General features: G+C 71.2%; 13 protein-coding genes. 8 read left to right on the plus strand and 5 right to left on the minus strand.

Features of this window, described 5'->3' with window-relative positions:
- Positions 1-79 precede the first annotated feature (79 nt).
- From ACQEV1_RS10905 to ACQEV1_RS10940, 8 genes are all read left to right on the plus strand, one after another.
- Positions 80-1,810 carry an LLM class flavin-dependent oxidoreductase gene (locus ACQEV1_RS10905; RefSeq protein ID WP_433393435.1) on the plus strand — a complete coding sequence of 577 codons (1,731 nt, stop codon included), beginning with the start codon at positions 80-82 and terminating at the stop codon, positions 1,808-1,810.
- A gap of 143 nt (positions 1,811-1,953) precedes the next feature.
- Complete coding sequence (locus ACQEV1_RS10910; RefSeq protein WP_433393437.1) at positions 1,954-3,093, plus strand: WD40/YVTN/BNR-like repeat-containing protein; 1,140 nt, start codon at positions 1,954-1,956, stop codon at positions 3,091-3,093.
- 12 nt (positions 3,094-3,105) lie between these two features.
- A complete protein-coding gene (locus ACQEV1_RS10915) occupies positions 3,106-4,200 on the plus strand; it encodes a hypothetical protein (protein ID WP_285620297.1) in 1,095 nt (364 codons plus the stop codon).
- 67 nt (positions 4,201-4,267) lie between these two features.
- A complete protein-coding gene (gene deoC / locus ACQEV1_RS10920) occupies positions 4,268-5,227 on the plus strand; it encodes a deoxyribose-phosphate aldolase (RefSeq protein WP_285568585.1) in 960 nt (319 codons plus the stop codon).
- Between the two features lie 3 nt (positions 5,228-5,230).
- Positions 5,231-6,646, plus strand: a complete 1,416-nt coding sequence (locus ACQEV1_RS10925) for an aldehyde dehydrogenase family protein (protein ID WP_433393440.1) — start codon at positions 5,231-5,233, stop codon at positions 6,644-6,646.
- A gap of 64 nt (positions 6,647-6,710) precedes the next feature.
- Positions 6,711-7,565, plus strand: a complete 855-nt coding sequence (locus tag ACQEV1_RS10930) for an aldehyde dehydrogenase family protein (RefSeq protein WP_433393442.1) — start codon at positions 6,711-6,713, stop codon at positions 7,563-7,565.
- 74 nt (positions 7,566-7,639) lie between these two features.
- Positions 7,640-8,341, plus strand: coding sequence for a hypothetical protein (locus ACQEV1_RS10935; protein WP_285620292.1), 702 nt, complete (start codon positions 7,640-7,642; stop codon positions 8,339-8,341).
- A 167-nt stretch (positions 8,342-8,508) separates the two neighbouring features.
- Positions 8,509-8,754 (plus strand): DUF2630 family protein, encoded by a 246-nt coding sequence (locus ACQEV1_RS10940; RefSeq protein ID WP_285620290.1) that lies wholly within the window; start codon positions 8,509-8,511, stop codon positions 8,752-8,754.
- Between the two features lie 4 nt (positions 8,755-8,758).
- Here ACQEV1_RS10940 and ACQEV1_RS10945 read toward each other — a convergent pair whose 3' ends face one another.
- From ACQEV1_RS10945 to ACQEV1_RS10965, 5 genes are all read right to left on the minus strand, one after another.
- Positions 8,759-10,228, minus strand: a complete 1,470-nt coding sequence (locus ACQEV1_RS10945) for a glutamate-cysteine ligase family protein (RefSeq protein WP_285620288.1) — start codon at positions 10,226-10,228, stop codon at positions 8,759-8,761.
- A 51-nt stretch (positions 10,229-10,279) separates the two neighbouring features.
- Positions 10,280-11,857: a hypothetical protein gene (locus ACQEV1_RS10950; protein WP_285620287.1), complete on the minus strand. Its 1,578-nt coding sequence runs from the start codon at positions 11,855-11,857 to the stop codon at positions 10,280-10,282.
- Positions 11,858-11,973: 116 nt separating this feature from the next.
- Positions 11,974-13,710 (minus strand): arginine--tRNA ligase, encoded by a 1,737-nt coding sequence (gene argS / locus ACQEV1_RS10955; protein ID WP_285620285.1) that lies wholly within the window; start codon positions 13,708-13,710, stop codon positions 11,974-11,976.
- A 155-nt stretch (positions 13,711-13,865) separates the two neighbouring features.
- The gene (locus ACQEV1_RS10960) at positions 13,866-14,120 is read right to left on the minus strand and encodes a Uma2 family endonuclease (protein WP_433405877.1); all 255 of its coding nucleotides are present in this window, start codon (positions 14,118-14,120) and stop codon (positions 13,866-13,868) included.
- Positions 14,121-14,245: 125 nt separating this feature from the next.
- Entirely contained in the window at positions 14,246-15,403 is a 1,158-nt protein-coding gene (locus tag ACQEV1_RS10965; RefSeq protein ID WP_433393446.1) for a saccharopine dehydrogenase family protein, read from the minus strand.
- Positions 15,404-15,439 lie beyond the last annotated feature (36 nt).

Consider the following 15,439-nt stretch of genomic DNA (forward strand, 5'->3'; position numbering starts at 1 on the left):
CACCGCGGAGGCTGATCCGGGTGGCGTTCGGCGGGTACGGCCAGGTCAGAGGACGTTTCGTCTGGTCGTGGCGCCGGAGGTGGTCAAGATTCGGTTTTCGATCTTCTACGAGCATCAGCTGCCGAGGCCGTGGAGCGACCGGGCGGAGGAGCGGCTCTACCGGGACGCGCTCGAGCAGGTCGAGATCGCGGACCGGGTCGGGTTCGATCACGTCTGGGCGGTCGAGCACCACTTCCTCGAGGAGTACTCCCACTCCAGCGCGCCCGAGGTGTTCCTCGCCGCCGCGTCGCAGCGGACGCGGAGGATCCGGCTCGGACATGGCATCGTGCAGCTGCCCCCGCCGGTCAACCATCCCGCTCGTGTCGCCGAGCGGGTCGCCGCGCTCGATCTCGTCTCCGGGGGCAGGGTCGACTTCGGCACCGGCGAGGCCAGTTCGATGGCCGAGCTCGGGGGCTTCGGGGTGCCCCGGGAGGAGAAGCGCGCCATGTGGCAGGACGCCATGGATGCGATCACCCGGATGTTCGTCGAGGAGCCCTTCGCCGGCTGGGACTCCCCGTACCTGCGGATGCCGCCGCGCAACGTCGTCCCCAAACCGGTGCAGAAGCCGCACCCGCCGCTCTGGGTCGCCTGTTCGCGGCGCGAGACCATCCATTTCGCCGCCCGGAACGGGATCGGCGCGCTCTCCTTCTCCTTCGCCGAACCCGAGGACGCCGGCGTCTGGGTCGATGAGTACTACCGCCTGCTGAACTCCGAGGAATGCGTTCCGGTCGGGTTCGCGGTGAATCCCGGCGTCGCGGTGGTGCTGCCCATGATGTGCCATGAGGACGAGGCGACGGCGATCGAGCGCGGCATCGACGGGGCGCACTTCTTCGGGTTCGCGCTCGCCCACTACTACGGCACCTCCCCGCACGAACCCGGCCGTACGAGCATCTGGGACGACTTCGTCCGCCACCGCGAGGAACGGGGGTACTCACGGGGGATCGTGGGCGCCGTCGACGCGCCGCTCTCGGTGCGGATCACCGAGGGCGGCGTCGGGTCGCTGCGCGGGGCGGTCGGAACGCCCGCGCAGGTGGCCGAGCTCGTCCGTCGGTACGAGGCCGTCGGCGTCGACCAGGTCATCTTCGTGCTCCAGGCCGGTCCGAACCGCCACGACCACGTCTGTGAGAGCCTCGAACTGGTCGGTGAGCAGGTCATCCCACGGTTCGCCGAAGGGCGGGAGGAACGCGAGCGGGCCAGGGCCGAGCGCCTGGCGCCGGCGGTCGAGGCGGCCCTCGCGCGACGGGAGCCGCCACGCGAGCGGGCGGCCCCGTACCGCATCGACGAGACGGCCGAACTCGCGCGGGCGCGCAGGCGGCGGGCGCCGGCGCGCGACCTCAGGGCGGCGGCCCGTACGGCGGTCCGTGCCCGCGGGCGGCACGCGCTGGCCCGGCTCGTCGCCGGTCGTTCCGACGACAGGCTGGAGCGCGGGTTCGGGCCGGCCGCGCAGCGGGTGTTCTTCGCCGGCATGGTCCGTGCCTTCGATCCCGGGATGGCCATGGGCTTCGAGGGCGAACTGGAGTTCCGCCTGCGCCGGGGCGAGGAGGAGACGCCCTGGACGATCGAGATCCGCGACGGCCGGGCGCACGTACGGCCGGAGCGGGCACGCCGTCCCGTGGTGGGCATCCGGATCGGCGCCGCGGACTTCCTCCGTCTCCTGGCGGGGGAGAGGCAGGCTCCGGCCCTCGCCCTCGACGGCAGGCTGGAGATCGACGGGGACGTGGCGTTCGCTCCGCGCATCGGAGAAATGTTCGGGGGCGTCTCTCCGTACTGAGTGCGCCGTCGAGATCAACACTTTCGAAAAATTTAAACCTTTGTCCTCATAACTTTCGCCAACCATTCACGCCTCGGCGGCGTCAAGTTCTCGTACGCCCGTTCGGTCAGGGCGTCGGGAAATCGGGCAATGGAGGACATTGAATGCGAAAGTCGCTGATAAGCGCCGGATTGGCTGCGGTGATCGTCGCCGCCGGGGCGGCACCGGCCGGTGCCGCCGGTCAGGAGGGCTGGCGGGTCACCTACCTGAGCCCGGACACCGGCTACGACTACTACGGCCTGTACGACGTCGCGGCGACCGGCGCGCATGACGCCTGGGCAGTGGGCTCGCAGACGCTGGACGCCGACCACAGCGGCGGCACCGTCCTGCGCTGGAACGGCACCACCTGGTCCCCCGTCACCGTTCCCGGTGACACGGGCTCGTTCGGCAGCGTCGACGGATCCTCCCCGAACGACGTCTGGATCATGGGAGCGACCAACGAGGGCGCCCAGGCGTCGTGGCACTGGGACGGCGCGTCGTGGACGTCGGCGTCGACCGGTACGTACGACGTCTCGGACGTCGCCGTGATCGGCCCGAAGAACGCCTGGGCGGTCGGCAACGACTACGAGGGCGGCACGGACGGCGGAAAGGCCCTGCACTGGAACGGTAGGAAGTGGGCGCAGGTCGCCATGCCCGCGACCGCGCGGAAGGTCGGCGCGGTCGCGGCGAATGACGTCTGGGCCGTGGGCGACGGCGGCGACCAGCCCGTGGCGGAGCACTGGGACGGCACGTCGTGGACGTCGTCGACGCTTCCCGAGGTGCCGATTCCGGCGGGGGAGAGCGGCTTCTCCTACTTCAACGACGTCGTCGCGGAGTCGAGCGACAACGTCTGGGCGGTCGGCCGGCTCTACTGGGGCGGCGGCGAGGAGCTCAAGAGCGTCAAGAAGGCCCGGAACGCCACCCTCGCCGAGGCCGAGCACAACCAGCCGGTGATCATGCACTGGGACGGGAGCAAGTGGAGCCTCCGGCTCGGCGCCGACGGTGACTTCGCGCTGAGCGCGGGCGCCGACGGCCAGGGCGGCATCTGGTACTCCAGCTTCAACGACACCTTCGTCCACGTCGCCGCGAACGGCACCACCACGACCACCGTCCCCGTCGCCACGACCGGCGGACGCCAGACGCCGTCGATCCGGCAGGTCACCGGGGTGCCCGGCGGCACGACCGTACTCGCCGTCGGCCAGATCCCGCCCGCGTCCGACAGCGGCGATCAGTCCGGCGACGGCGTCGTCGAGCAGTACCACTGAGAGGAATCCCCCATGCGAACAAGCTTGACGGCGTTCACCGCGGCGCTGGCCGCCACCGCCGCGGTCACCACGGCGGCCCAGGCGGAGCCCACGAAGGCGGGCACGACGGCCGCCACCTGGAGCGTCGCCCAGACCAACACCCTGCCGGGCGAGGACGGCATCAAGGCGATCAGCGTCGCGCCGACCGGGAGTACCTGGGCGGCCGGCTACCAGTCCTCGAACGGCAAGAGCGTCCCGCTCGTCCAGCACCTGCTGAACGGGAAGTGGACCACGGCCAAGAGCCCGAGCAGCGCGCTGGGCGAGATCAGCGCGCTGTCGGCCTCCTCCAGCAAGAACGTCTGGGCGTTCGGCACCACCGGCGCCGGCACGTTCGCCGCCCGCTGGAACGGCAGCGCGTGGAGCCGGACCACCGTGACCACCGGCCGCTACGACGCCGTGGACGCCAGCGCCCTCAGCGCCTCGAACGTCTGGGCGGTCGGCGGTGACGAGACCACGACGGCCATGCACTGGAACGGCACGAGCTGGAAGAAGGTCGCCCTTCCGGCCCCCGCCCGCGCGATCGCGGGCGTGTCCAGCACCCACGTGTACGCGGGCGGCACCTACAAGAACCAGCCGGCCGTCATGCACTGGACCGGATCGGCCTGGAAGCTCGCGGCCACGCCGAAGTTCACGCTGCCCGAGCCGGACGCCGTGGGTGTGATCAGTGACGTCTACGCCCCGTCGGCGAGCAACGTCTGGGCGTCCGGCGGGATCGACTGGCCGTGCGGCGAGGACGGCGACGACACCTGCACCCAGCCGGTCCTCCTGCACTGGGACGGCGCGAAGTGGTCCTCGCAGACCTTCCCGCAGGGGTACGGCGGCTACACCCGGGTCACCGGCGACGGCGGCTCTGGCGTGTGGCTGCTGCGGGGCGCGTGGGATCCGCAGCTGACGCACGTCGTCGGCGGCTCGGTGACCAACGTGACCGCACCGCGCCCGTCCGGCCACGACATCAACCTCACCGCGCTGGCCGTCAAGGACTCGACCGTGTGGGCGGCCGGTGCCGCCTTCCCCGAGGGCGATCCGGACGACCCGACCGGTAACGGCGTCTACCTCGCTACTGGCTGATTCCACACAACCTGCCAAAACGGGTCCGGTGCGTTCGTGCCGGACCCGTTTTGTGCCCGAGGGTCCCATGGGCGATGCTGTGTGCGTGTCAACGGAGACTCTGCCGGGCCTTGTCACCGGCACTGCCGAGCTGCGCCGGTTCCTGCACGGGCTGCCGGGCGTCGACCAGGTGGGCGCCGAGGAGCGTGCCGCGCGCCTCGCGACCCGGTCGATCAAGAAGTCGGCCAAGGCGGAGGCGATCGACCTCGCCATCTCCATGGTCGACCTGACGACGCTCGAGGGCGCCGACACGCCGGGCAAGGTCCGCGCGCTGTGCGCGAAGGGCATGCACCCCGATCCGAGCGACGCGAGCGTGCCCAGGGTGGCCGCGATCTGCGTCTACTCCGATCTGGTGGCCGAGGCCGTACGCGCCCTGGCGGGCAGCGGCATCGGCGTGGCGAGCGTCGCCACCGCCTTCCCCTCCGGACGGGCGCCCCTGGACGCCAAGCTCGCCGACACCCGCCGGGCGGTCGAGGACGGCGCGAGCGAGATCGACATGGTGATCGACCGGGGCGCGTTCCTCGCCGGCGACTACGCGAAGGTCCACGACGAGATCGTCGCGATCAAGGCCGAGTGCGGCGAGGCGCACCTGAAGGTGATCCTGGAGACCGGCGAGCTGGTCACCTACGACAACGTCCGCCGGGCGTCCTGGCTGGCCATGATGGCCGGCGCCGACTTCATCAAGACCTCCACCGGCAAGGTGAGCCCGGCGGCCACGCTGCCGGTCACCCTGGTCATGCTCGAGGCCGTACGCGACTACCGCGCGCGTACGGGCCGCCAGGTCGGGGTCAAGCCGGCCGGCGGCATCCGCACGACCAAGGACGCGATCAAGCACCTGGTGCTGGTCAACGAGACGGCCGGGCCGGACTGGCTGACGCCCGAGTGGTTCCGCATCGGCGCCTCCTCGCTCCTCAACGACCTGCTCATGCAGCGCCGCAAGCTCACGACCGGCGTGTACGCGGGTCCCGACTACTTCACCCTGGACTAGCAGATGTTCGAGTACGCGCCCGCGCCCGAGTCGCGCGACATCGTCGACATCAAACCCTCGTACGGCCTGTTCATCGACGGTGAGTTCGTCGACGCGGACACGTCGTTCAAGACGGTGAACCCGGCGAGCGAGGAGGTCCTCGCCGAGATCGCCGAGGCGAACGCCGCCGACGTCGACCGCGCCGTCGCCGCCGCCCGCAGGGCCTACGACGGCGTCTGGTCCCGGCTCCCGGCGGCCGAGCGGGCCAAGTACCTGTTCCGCATCGCCCGGATCATCCAAGAACGCTCCCGCGAGCTGGCCGTGCTGGAGTCGATCGACAACGGCAAGCCGATCCGCGAGTCGCGCGACGTCGACGTCCCGCTCGTGGCCGCGCACTTCTTCTACTACGCGGGCTGGGCGGACAAGCTGGAGTACGCCGTCCGCGACCCCCGCCCGCTGGGCGTGGCCGGGCAGGTCATTCCCTGGAACTTCCCGCTGCTCATGCTGGCCTGGAAGATCGCGCCCGCACTGGCCTGCGGCAACACCGTGGTCCTTAAGCCCGCCGAGACGACGCCGCTGACCGCGCTGGCGTTCGCCGAGATCTGCCGCCAGGCCGACCTGCCGCCCGGCGTGGTGAACATCGTCACCGGCGCGGGGGAGACCGGACGGGCCCTCGTCGAGCACGACGGCATCGACAAGGTCGCCTTCACCGGCTCGACCGAGGTGGGCCGCCAGATCGCCCGTGCCGTCGCCGGCACCGGCAGGCGGCTCACGCTGGAGCTCGGCGGCAAGGCCGCCAACGTGATCTTCGACGACGCCCCGCTCGACCAGGCCGTCGAGGGCATCGTCAACGGCATCTTCTTCAATCAGGGCCACGTCTGCTGCGCGGGTTCGCGGCTCCTGGTGCAGGAGTCGGTGGCCGAGGAGCTCCTCGACCGGCTCAAGACCCGCATGGCGACGCTGCGGGTCGGCGACCCGCTGGACAAGAACACCGACGTCGGCGCGATCAACTCCGCCGCGCAGCTGGAGAAGATCCGGATGCTGTCGGAGGTGGGGGAGAAGGAGGGCGCGACCCGCTGGTCGCCGCCCTGCGAGCTGCCCGACCGCGGCTTCTGGTTCGCGCCGACGGTCTTCACCGGCGTCGCCCAGTCGCACCGCATCGCCCGCGAGGAGATCTTCGGTCCGGTGCTGTCGGTGCTGACCTTCCGCACGCCGCAGGAGGCCGTGGAGAAGGCCAACAACACCCCGTACGGGCTGTCGGCGGGCGTGTGGACCGAGAAGGGGTCCCGGATCCTGTGGATGGCCGAGCGGCTGCGCGCCGGGGTCGTGTGGGCCAACACCTTCAACAAGTTCGACCCGGCCTCGCCGTTCGGGGGATACAAGGAGTCCGGCTTCGGCCGTGAGGGCGGACGTCACGGACTGGAGGCGTACCTGCAGTGAGCGAGCGGAGCGAGCGAACCGACAAGCACGGCCCCCCGGTCACCAACCCGACGAAGGAGGGCTCATGACCGACAGGCTGAGTGTGCGCAAGACGTACAAGCTGTACGTGGGCGGAGCCTTTCCCCGATCGGAGTCCGGTAGGTCGTACGCCGTGAACGACGCCAAGGGCAACTTCCTCGCCAACGCCTCACGCGCCTCCCGCAAGGACGTACGCGACGCGGTGGTGGCCGCCCGCAAGGCCCAGGCGGGCTGGGCGGCCCGCACCGCGTACAACCGCGGGCAGATCCTCTACCGGGTCGCCGAGATGCTCGAGGGGCGCCGCGACCAGTTCACCGAGGAGCTGCGCGCCACCGGCCTGGCCAAGAACGCGGCGCGCGCCGAGGTGGACGCGGCCGTCGACCGCTGGGTCTGGTACGCCGGGTGGGCGGACAAGATCGCGCAGGTCACCGGCGCGGCCAACCCGGTGTCCGGCCCGTTCTTCAACTTCTCCACGCCCGAGCCGACCGGCGTCGTCGGCGTCGTCGCGCCGGACGGCCCGCTGCTCGGCCTCGTGTCGGTGCTCGCGCCGGTGGTCGTAGCGGGCAACACCGCCGTGGTCGTGGCCGCCGAGCCCGCGCCGCTGCCCGCCGTCACCCTCGGCGAGGTGCTCGCCACCTCCGACGTGCCGGGCGGCGTCATCAACATCCTCACCGGGCACCGCGCCGAGCTGGCGCCGTGGCTGGCCTCGCACATGGACGTGAACGGGCTCGACCTCACCGGCGCCGGCGAGGAGCTCGCCGCCGAGTGCGAGAAGGCCGCCGCGGAGAACCTCAAGCGCGTCCTGCGGCCCGCCGGAAACGACTGGACGGCGGATCCGGGCACTGTCCGGATGACCACATTCCTGGAAACAAAGACCGTCTGGCACCCGGTAGGCGTGTAGATCTTCGCCAATTGTGGAATAGATCCCCCCGAAGCTGATCGACACGGGGGGATGGATCAGTGCCCACTAATACGATGACGCGTTCGTCCGCCCGCCGTTCAACGGCGAGCACGAGCCGCACGAAGTCCGGCGGTGCGAAGAAGACCACGGCCGCCGCCAAGAAGACGACCGGCAGCACGGCGCGCAAGACCGCGTCCAAGCCGGCCGCCAAGTCGACGAAGGCGCGGTCCACGTCGGCCGCGAAGTCGTCCGTCACTCCTGCGGCCGCCGCGACACGAGTGTCGTCCGCGGCGACCAAGGTCTCGTCGGCGGCGACGAAGATGACCGACGCGGCGAGCAAGGCGACGTCCTCGGCGCAGGCGATGAACACCGCCATGAAGACGATGAACACCGCGACCAAGGCGCTCATGACCGCCGCCGAGGCGCTCACCAACGCGGCCAAGACCTTCTCGGCCGTCAAACCGCCGGCCGGCGCCGCGAAGCCGGCCGCGGGTGGGCGGGCCACCACGGCCCGCAAGACCACCACCGCGGCGAAGAAGACCACCGCCAAGGCGGGGACGACGGCGAAGCGGACCACGGCGGCGGCGAAGAAGCCGTCCGGGGTGAAGGCCACCGCGAAGAAGGCCACGACCAAGGCCAGGTCGACCGCCAAGAAGGCGGCCGGCAAGGCGAAGGAGGCCATGCCTAAGGAGGAACCGGCGTCCGCCTCCCGGCCGCAGCCGGAGAGCACGGGCGGGTTCCTCAACGGTCTGGTCGGCAGCCGCAGCCCGCTGTAAGGCCCGGTCCTTGACCGGCCGGGTCCGCTGCGCACGGGACCCGGTCCGGCCGGTGGTCAGAGAGGCCGCGGCCGCAGTCAGGCCGCGGTGCGGGTGGCGCATGCCCACCGGCGGTGTGCGCCGCGGGCGCGGCAGCTGTCAGACTGTCGTCTTGAGGTGATCTGAAGATGCAGGACAGCGAGATTCTCGGCCGGATCCACGGCCTGGTGGACGAGGAGCACACGCTCCGCGAACGCCTGCAGAAGGGCGACCTGGCCGCCGAGGAGGAGCACCAGCGGCTGCGAAGCCTGGAGGAGGCCCTCGACCAGTGCTGGGATCTCCTGCGCCAGCGGCGGGCCCGGCGCGACGCGGGCGAGAACCCGGACGACGCCTCGTCCCGGCCGGCGGGTGAGGTCGAGGGCTACCTCCAGTAGGCCTTCAGCCGATCGGCCAGGTGTGGACCGGGGCGTTGGTGTGCATGTGCTCGAGGTAGAGCCGCACCATCCGGCGCAGCGCCTCCTGGCGGTCCCCGCCGATCGCGCGCACCGTGCCCGCCTGCCAGGTCGCGCCGTTGCGGCCGGCCAGGCAGCGCTGTTCGATGATGCCGAGCAGCCGGTCCCGTACGACTCCGTCGACGCCCCAGCGCTCGAGACCGGCGGCGGCCTTCGGCAGCAGCACGCGCAGCACCAGGTCCGTCACCCGCACCTCGCCGACGCCGGGCCACACCACCATGGCGTCCATTCCGTACCGCGCGCCGCGGCGCAGGTTGCCGGCCGCGGCGGCGAACGGCATGCGGTTCCACGGCGGGCGTTCCTCGTCGGCCAGGGCCCGGATGAGGCCGTAGTAGAAGGCGCCGTTCGCCATGGTGTCGGCGACGGTGGGCCCGGCGGGCAGCACGCGGTTCTCCACCCGCAGGTGCGGGCGGCCCTGGGCGATGTCGTAGACGGGGCGGTTCCAGCGGTAGATGGTGCCGTTGTGGAGGGTGAGCTCGTTCAGGCCCGGGGCGTCGCCGCGGGCCAGTTCGTCCAGGGGGTCGCCGTCGTCGCAGACGGGCAGTAGGGGAGAGAAGTAACGGCTGTTCTCCTCGAACAGGTCCAGGACCGAGGTGATCCAGCGTTCGCCGAACCACACGCGCGGCCGTACGCCCTGCTCTCTGAGCTCCTTGGCACGGGTGTCGGTGGCCTGCTCGAACAGCGGGATCCGGGTCTCGGCCCACAGCTCACGGCCGAACAGGAACGGTGAGTTCGCGGCGAGGGCGGCCTGGACCCCGGCGATCATCTGCGAGGCGTTCCAGAACGCCCCGAAGTCCTCGGGGGTCACCTGCAGGTGGTACTGCACACTCGTGCACGCCGCCTCGGGCGAGATGCTGTCGGCGAGGGTACGGAGCCGTTCGCGGCCGTCGATGTCCAGGCGCAGGGCCTCGCCGCCGCGAGCGGTGATGATCTGCTCGTTCAGCAGCCGGTAACGGGGGTTGGCGGACAGGGTCTCCTCGGTGAGGTCGGTCTCCCGCAGGGTCGGCAGGATGCCGACCAGCATGAGCCGGGCGCCCTGCTGCCGGGCGCGGACGTCGGCGTCGTTCAGCGTGTCGCGCACGCTCTGCTCCAGCGCGCCCAGCGACTTGGCGGCCAGCGGGAACGGCGGGAGGTTCACCTCGATGTCGCACTGGGCGAGCTCGGTCGACCACTGATCGTCGGCGATCGCGTCGAGGACGGCCGCGTTCCGCATCGCCGGCCGTCCTCCGTCATCCACGAGCGCGAGTTCGATCTCCATTCCCATACTGGGTGGTTCGGGCGCGAACCGGGAGTCTCTCAGCATCGCCGCGAACGCCTCCAGGCAGCGCTGCACTTTTTCGCGATAACGCCGCCGGTCTTCGGTGGAGACCGTGATCGCCGCTACGTCCCTGCCCATACGTGCCTCCGGGATGTTGCTCTCACAGTGGCACGAATACCCGTAAATCTCCTAGGTCAAGACGGTGACGATCGCCTGGCGATCCGCCTCCACGGTTTTCGCGAGATTCTTGTGAACGGTGTGGCAGTTCTTCAGCGCGCCGGTAATGGTTTCGGCCTGCCGGGCGAGCCTTTCCTTGTTGTGCTCCGCCTCCTTACGGGCCCGCGACCGATCGGCTCGCAGCTTGATCCAGATTCCGGCGCCGACGAGGATCATCGCGGCCGACACCACGGCCAGCGCCGGGATCCCGGCCGCGATCGTGAGCGCCAGCACCAGGACCCCGGCGATCGCCACCGCCATGCCGAGCCGCTCACCCGTGGGGCTGACCGTGGCGGCCTCGTCGATCGTGGCCTGGGCCTCGGGCAGCGCGGGCGTGCCGTCCAGCCCGACCCGGAGGGGATGGCCGTACACGCGTACGTCCACCGCGTCCGGCGGCGCCGCGGACGCGCGCTCGGCCAGACCCTCGGCGATCGCGCGCAGCCAGCGCGAGCCCACCCTGACCGCGAGCGCGCGCGGGCCCGGCGCCGACCGGGAGAACAGGTCGCCGCGCAGGAGTTCGAGCGTCTCACCGGCGGGGGCGTCCCAGGCCGGCGGCCGCTGCCCGGCGCCCGTCTCGATGATGTCACGCAGCTCGCGGGCACGGGCCATCAGCTCGCGCTCGTCCGGCGCGCCCTCGTCCACCAGGGTGATCAGCAGGCCCACGAAGTCGGCGGCCGGCTCCACGTCGACCGGCTGGAGCGCCTCCTCCACCTTTCTGCGCAGGCCCGCGAGGCTCTCGGCGACGACCGGCGGCTCGGTCAGGCCCGGCACGTTCTGCAGCTCACGCGGCAGTTTCGCCCGGCCCCGGCGGCCGTCGGGCTTGCCGGTGACCGCCTGACGCCAGCGCTCCCGCTCCTGCTCGGCGGCCTCACCGGGCATCTCGTCGATCACCTCGGTGAGCCGCCGCTCGATGTGGGCGGCGCCCGGCGCGCCGAACGCGCCGTCGGCGCAGGCGATCCACAGCTGCCGCTGCACCGCGGTCACCGTCGTGCCGAGAGACGGCAGTGACCGCGACAGCCAGGGCACCGCGTCGACGTACCGGCCGGCCGTCGCCAGGCCGAGCGTGAGGAACAGCGTCGTGCGGTCCTCGTCGAGGGCGATCGCCTCGGCGGTGAACTTCTCCGCCGCCTCGTCGTCGCCGCGCACGAGGGCGGCCAGGCCGTCGGCCGCCGGCCTCAGCCAGTAGCCGGGACACTCATCCAGGTCGAGCGGCGGCGGATCGCCGGCGCCCTGGGTCAGGCCGGTGAGCAGCCGGCGCGTGCGGTGCCGTACCGCCGACTCCCGGTCGAACATCGCCAGCTCCAGCCGGACGTCCGACAGCTCCACGAACGCGTCGAAGGACTTGGCCAGCCGACCGAGCCGGCGTTCGAGCGTGCCCTGGACCTCCGACAGCCGCGACTGCAACGCCCGCGACCGGGACGCGGCGTAGCTGTAGGCGGCCTGGACCTCGCCCTGAAGCTTCTCGATCTGGCGGTCCTGCCGCCGGTCGGTCGCCCTGTTCTCCCAGTAACCGGCGTCGTAACCGGCGTCGCTCCACCAGTCGTCGCTCACAACCCCTCCTCCACCGGGCCGGTGAACGAGTCGCTGTGGCTGCCGGTCTGGCCGCTCCGCTCGCGCACGTGCCCTCCTCGCCGCATATCGTCCCGGTTTATGCGACGCAGTGGGGGCTACATGCGTTCCGGAGTGGTAACGCCCAGGAGTTCGAGGCCCTTCGACAGTGTGCGCAGGGTCAGGGCGCACAGCGCCAGCCGCGACGCGCGGGTGTCCTCGTCGGGGGCCTTCAGCACCGGGCAGTTCTCGTAGAAGGTGGTGTAGGCCGAGGCGAGGTCGAACAGATAGGCGCACAGCCGGTGCGGCTCGGCGGCCTCCCCGGCCGTCTCCAGCGCGGAGCCGAAGCCCAGCAGGTGCAGGGCGAGCGCCCGCTCGGCGTCATGGCCGATCGCGATCGGGCCGATGGCGTCCTCCGGCGCGAGCCCGCCCTTGCGGAAGATCGACCGGATCCGCGCGGTGGCGTACTGCAGGTACGGGCCGGTGTTGCCCCGGAAGGAGATCATCCGGTCGAAGTCGAAGACGTACTCGCTGTCGCGCGCCACGGACAGGTCGGCGTACTTGACCGCGCCGATGCCGACCGCCTCGACCACCTCGCGCCGGGCGACCTCGTCGAACGGCTCCTCGTGCGGCACGTCGTCGAACGCCGCCCCGGCCCGCTCGACGGCCTCGTCGAGCAGCTCGGTCAGCTTGATCGACTTGCCGCTCCGAGTCCGGAAGATCTTGCCGTCGGAGCCGAGGACGTTGCCGATCTGGGCATGCTCGGCCCGTACGCCGTCGGGCAGCCAGCCCGCCATCCGCGCCACCGCGAACAGCATCTGGAAGTGCAGGGACTGCTGGGACCCGACCACGTAGATCATCCGGTCGACGGTCAGCTTGTCCACGCGGTAGCGGATCGTCGCCAGGTCGGAGGTGGAGTAGTTGTAGCCGCCGTCGCTCTTGCGGATGATCACCGGCAGCGGCCCGCCGTCCCGTCCGGTGAACCCGGGCGGGAACACGCACAGCGCGCCGTCGCTGATCGTCGCGATGCCGTCCGCGGCCAGCTCGTCGGCGGTGTCGGCGAGCATGTCGTTGTAGAAGCTCTCGCCGCGGATGTCGTCGTCGGTGAGTGTGACGCCGAGCCGCCCGTAGACCGTGTGGAGGTAGACCTTGGACAGGTCGACGAGCCGCTGCCAGTGCCGCATCGTCTCGGGGTCGCCGGCCTGCAGCCTCACCAGCCGCCGCCGCGCCCGTACCGCGAACTCCTCCTCGGTGTCGTACCGGGCCCGCGCCGACTGGTAGAAGGCGTTCGGGTCGGTCTCGAGCAGCATGCCCTCGTCGGAGTCCTCGCCGACGTCGAGCAGGTGCTCGATGAGCATGCCGTACTGCGTGCCCCAGTCACCGAGGTGGTTGTCCCGGACGACGTTGTGGCCGAGGAACTCCAGGACCCGCGCGATCGCGTCACCGACGATCGTGGTGCGCAGGTGACCGACGTGCATCTCCTTGGCGACGTTGGGCGAGGAGTACTCCACGATCGTCGTCTGGGGCGTCGCGGTGGGCTCGACGGACAGCCGCTCGTCGCCGTGCATCAGCTGCGCCCGGCCGGCGATCCATTCGTTCCGCAGCGTCAGGTTGACGAACCCGGGCCCGCTGATCTCCACCTTCTCGCACATGTCGGCGACGTCGAGGCGTTCGACCAGCTCGGCCGCGATGTCGCGAGGTTTGCGGCCCAGCTTCTTGGCCAGCGCGAGAGCGACGTTGGCCTGGAAGTCGGCGAACTGCGACGGCCGGATCGCCGGATCCGCGTCGGGCTCCCCGAAGGCGTGCCCGAGGGCGGCCTGGACGCGAGCGGTGAGAACTTTTTGCGGGTCGGACATGGAGATCCTCAGGAGACAGGCGTACGGCAGCTCACGCTGCGAAGTTTCTCAAAGCCTATCGGCGGAACCGCGCCGGCCCGACCGAATATCCGCCGACCCGCCGGACGCCCCGGAGGACTGTGCCCGTGGCCTGCGTTCCGGATGGCCGGAGACGCCTAGTGTTTTCGCCTCGGCATCGTCGTCGTGTCGAGGGTGATCTCGAAAGGCGCGGGGAGGGACAGCGCGCCGCCGACCGGGATCGGTGTCGCCTGGAGATAGCCGCCGTCACCCGGCTGAGAGAACAGCGTCAGCGACGGGGTGTCCGGGTCGATGATCAGATAGAGCGGGACGCCGTTGACCGCGCAGGACTTTCGTTTCGTCTCGTAGTCGTCGTACCGGCTGGACGGCGAAACGACCGCGGTGACCAGCAGCGCGTCGCTCGCTCCGACTCAAGGGCCGCGTGCGGCGCGTGTGCGATGGTCACGGCTCCATCATCTCCCGTTTCACGTACAGCTTCCGGGTGGCTACGGACTGTACGCGGACCCTCCCGACAGAACTATTCGCGGCGGCCCACGACGGTGAAGGTGATGCCCGCCTTCTGGAGGCGGTCGAGCAGGGCGTCGCCCATCGCCTCGGCCGTCGTGACCTGGCCCGCGGTCTTCGGCAGGTCGTCGTAGGCCAGTGCCATGCCGGTCTCGGCGAGCATCTTCGCGGTCTCCCCGTAGCCCGGGTCGCCGCCCCGTACCCGCGTGACGACCTTCCGCCCGCCGCCTTCGCCCGCGAAGTGGACGTCGAACCAGCTCTTCGCCCGCCGGGCCTCCGACGGGCCCTCGCCGGAACTCAGGCGGCCCCGCAGCCACTCACGCACCGGGGGGATCCGGGCCGCGGTCAGCAGGCCCGCGGCACCCGCCATCAGGGCCGCCGCGCTCGGCAGCCGCTTCAGCGCGACGAAGTGGCTGTAGGAGAAGTCCGGGCCGTACGAATCCAGGGCCGCCGCGGAGCGCCGTACGACATCGGGGTCGATCGTGGGCAACGGCATGGCCCACGCGCCCAGGCCGGCGTTGTGGTGCGGACGGCCCGGCAGGGCGCGTACCCGGCGCGCCTCCTGTGCCGGCTCGGCCCGGAGGCGCCGCCGGTGGGCCTCGGCCATCTGCCGGGCGCGCGACGCCACGGTGATCACCGACTGGTACGTGCCGCCGGAGATCCTGCCGTTCACCCGCACGTAGCCGCTCACGCGCAGCGGCACGCCCGCCGGAAGCTGCCGGACCGTGAAGTAGACGCCCAGGTCGTGCGGGATCGAGTCGAACCCGGCGCAGTGCACGAGCCGCGCGCCCGTCTCCGTCGCCCGGGCGTGGTACTTCAGGTACATCTGGTCGACGAACTCCGGCTCGCCGGTCAGGTCGGCGTAGTCGGTGCCGGCCTCGGCGCAGGCGGCGACGAGCGGCTCGCCGTGATCGAGGTACGGGCCGACCGTGCTGAGGACGACGCGCGACGAGGCGGCGAGTTCGCGCAGGGAGTCCGGGTCGGTCGCGTCGGCCCGCAGCAGCGGCACGTCCACGCCGAGCCGGTCGCGCAGCGCCTCCAGCCGCGACAGGTTCCGTCCGGCCAGCGCCCACCGGGCGTCCGCCGGTAGATGCGAGGCCAGGTAGTCGGCGGTGAGCCCTCCGGTGAACCCGGTTCCGCCCATCAGCACCACGTCGTACGACCGCTCCATCAAAGACCTCCCGGTGGTTACCGGTGAGTTAACCAC

The organism is Actinoallomurus sp. CA-142502 (assembly GCF_050936355.1).
Taxonomy (GTDB): Bacteria; Actinomycetota; Actinomycetes; order Streptosporangiales; family Streptosporangiaceae; genus Actinoallomurus; species Actinoallomurus iriomotensis.

What these genes read in the sequence shown, in the direction of transcription:
- ACQEV1_RS10925 (WP_433393440.1), top strand. Translation starts at nt 5,231, where the DNA reads ATGTTCGAGTACGCGCCCGCGCCCGAGTCGCGCGACATCGTCGACATC.
- argS (WP_285620285.1), bottom strand. Translation starts at nt 13,710, where the DNA reads ATGTCCGACCCGCAAAAAGTTCTCACCGCTCGCGTCCAGGCCGCCCTC.
- ACQEV1_RS10910 (WP_433393437.1), top strand. Translation starts at nt 1,954, where the DNA reads ATGCGAAAGTCGCTGATAAGCGCCGGATTGGCTGCGGTGATCGTCGCC.
- deoC (WP_285568585.1), top strand. Translation starts at nt 4,268, where the DNA reads ATGGGCGATGCTGTGTGCGTGTCAACGGAGACTCTGCCGGGCCTTGTC.
- ACQEV1_RS10930 (WP_433393442.1), top strand. Translation starts at nt 6,711, where the DNA reads ATGACCGACAGGCTGAGTGTGCGCAAGACGTACAAGCTGTACGTGGGC.
- ACQEV1_RS10940 (WP_285620290.1), top strand. Translation starts at nt 8,509, where the DNA reads ATGCAGGACAGCGAGATTCTCGGCCGGATCCACGGCCTGGTGGACGAG.
- ACQEV1_RS10915 (WP_285620297.1), top strand. Translation starts at nt 3,106, where the DNA reads ATGCGAACAAGCTTGACGGCGTTCACCGCGGCGCTGGCCGCCACCGCC.
- ACQEV1_RS10965 (WP_433393446.1), bottom strand. Translation starts at nt 15,403, where the DNA reads ATGGAGCGGTCGTACGACGTGGTGCTGATGGGCGGAACCGGGTTCACC.
- ACQEV1_RS10945 (WP_285620288.1), bottom strand. Translation starts at nt 10,228, where the DNA reads ATGGGCAGGGACGTAGCGGCGATCACGGTCTCCACCGAAGACCGGCGG.
- ACQEV1_RS10935 (WP_285620292.1), top strand. Translation starts at nt 7,640, where the DNA reads ATGACGCGTTCGTCCGCCCGCCGTTCAACGGCGAGCACGAGCCGCACG.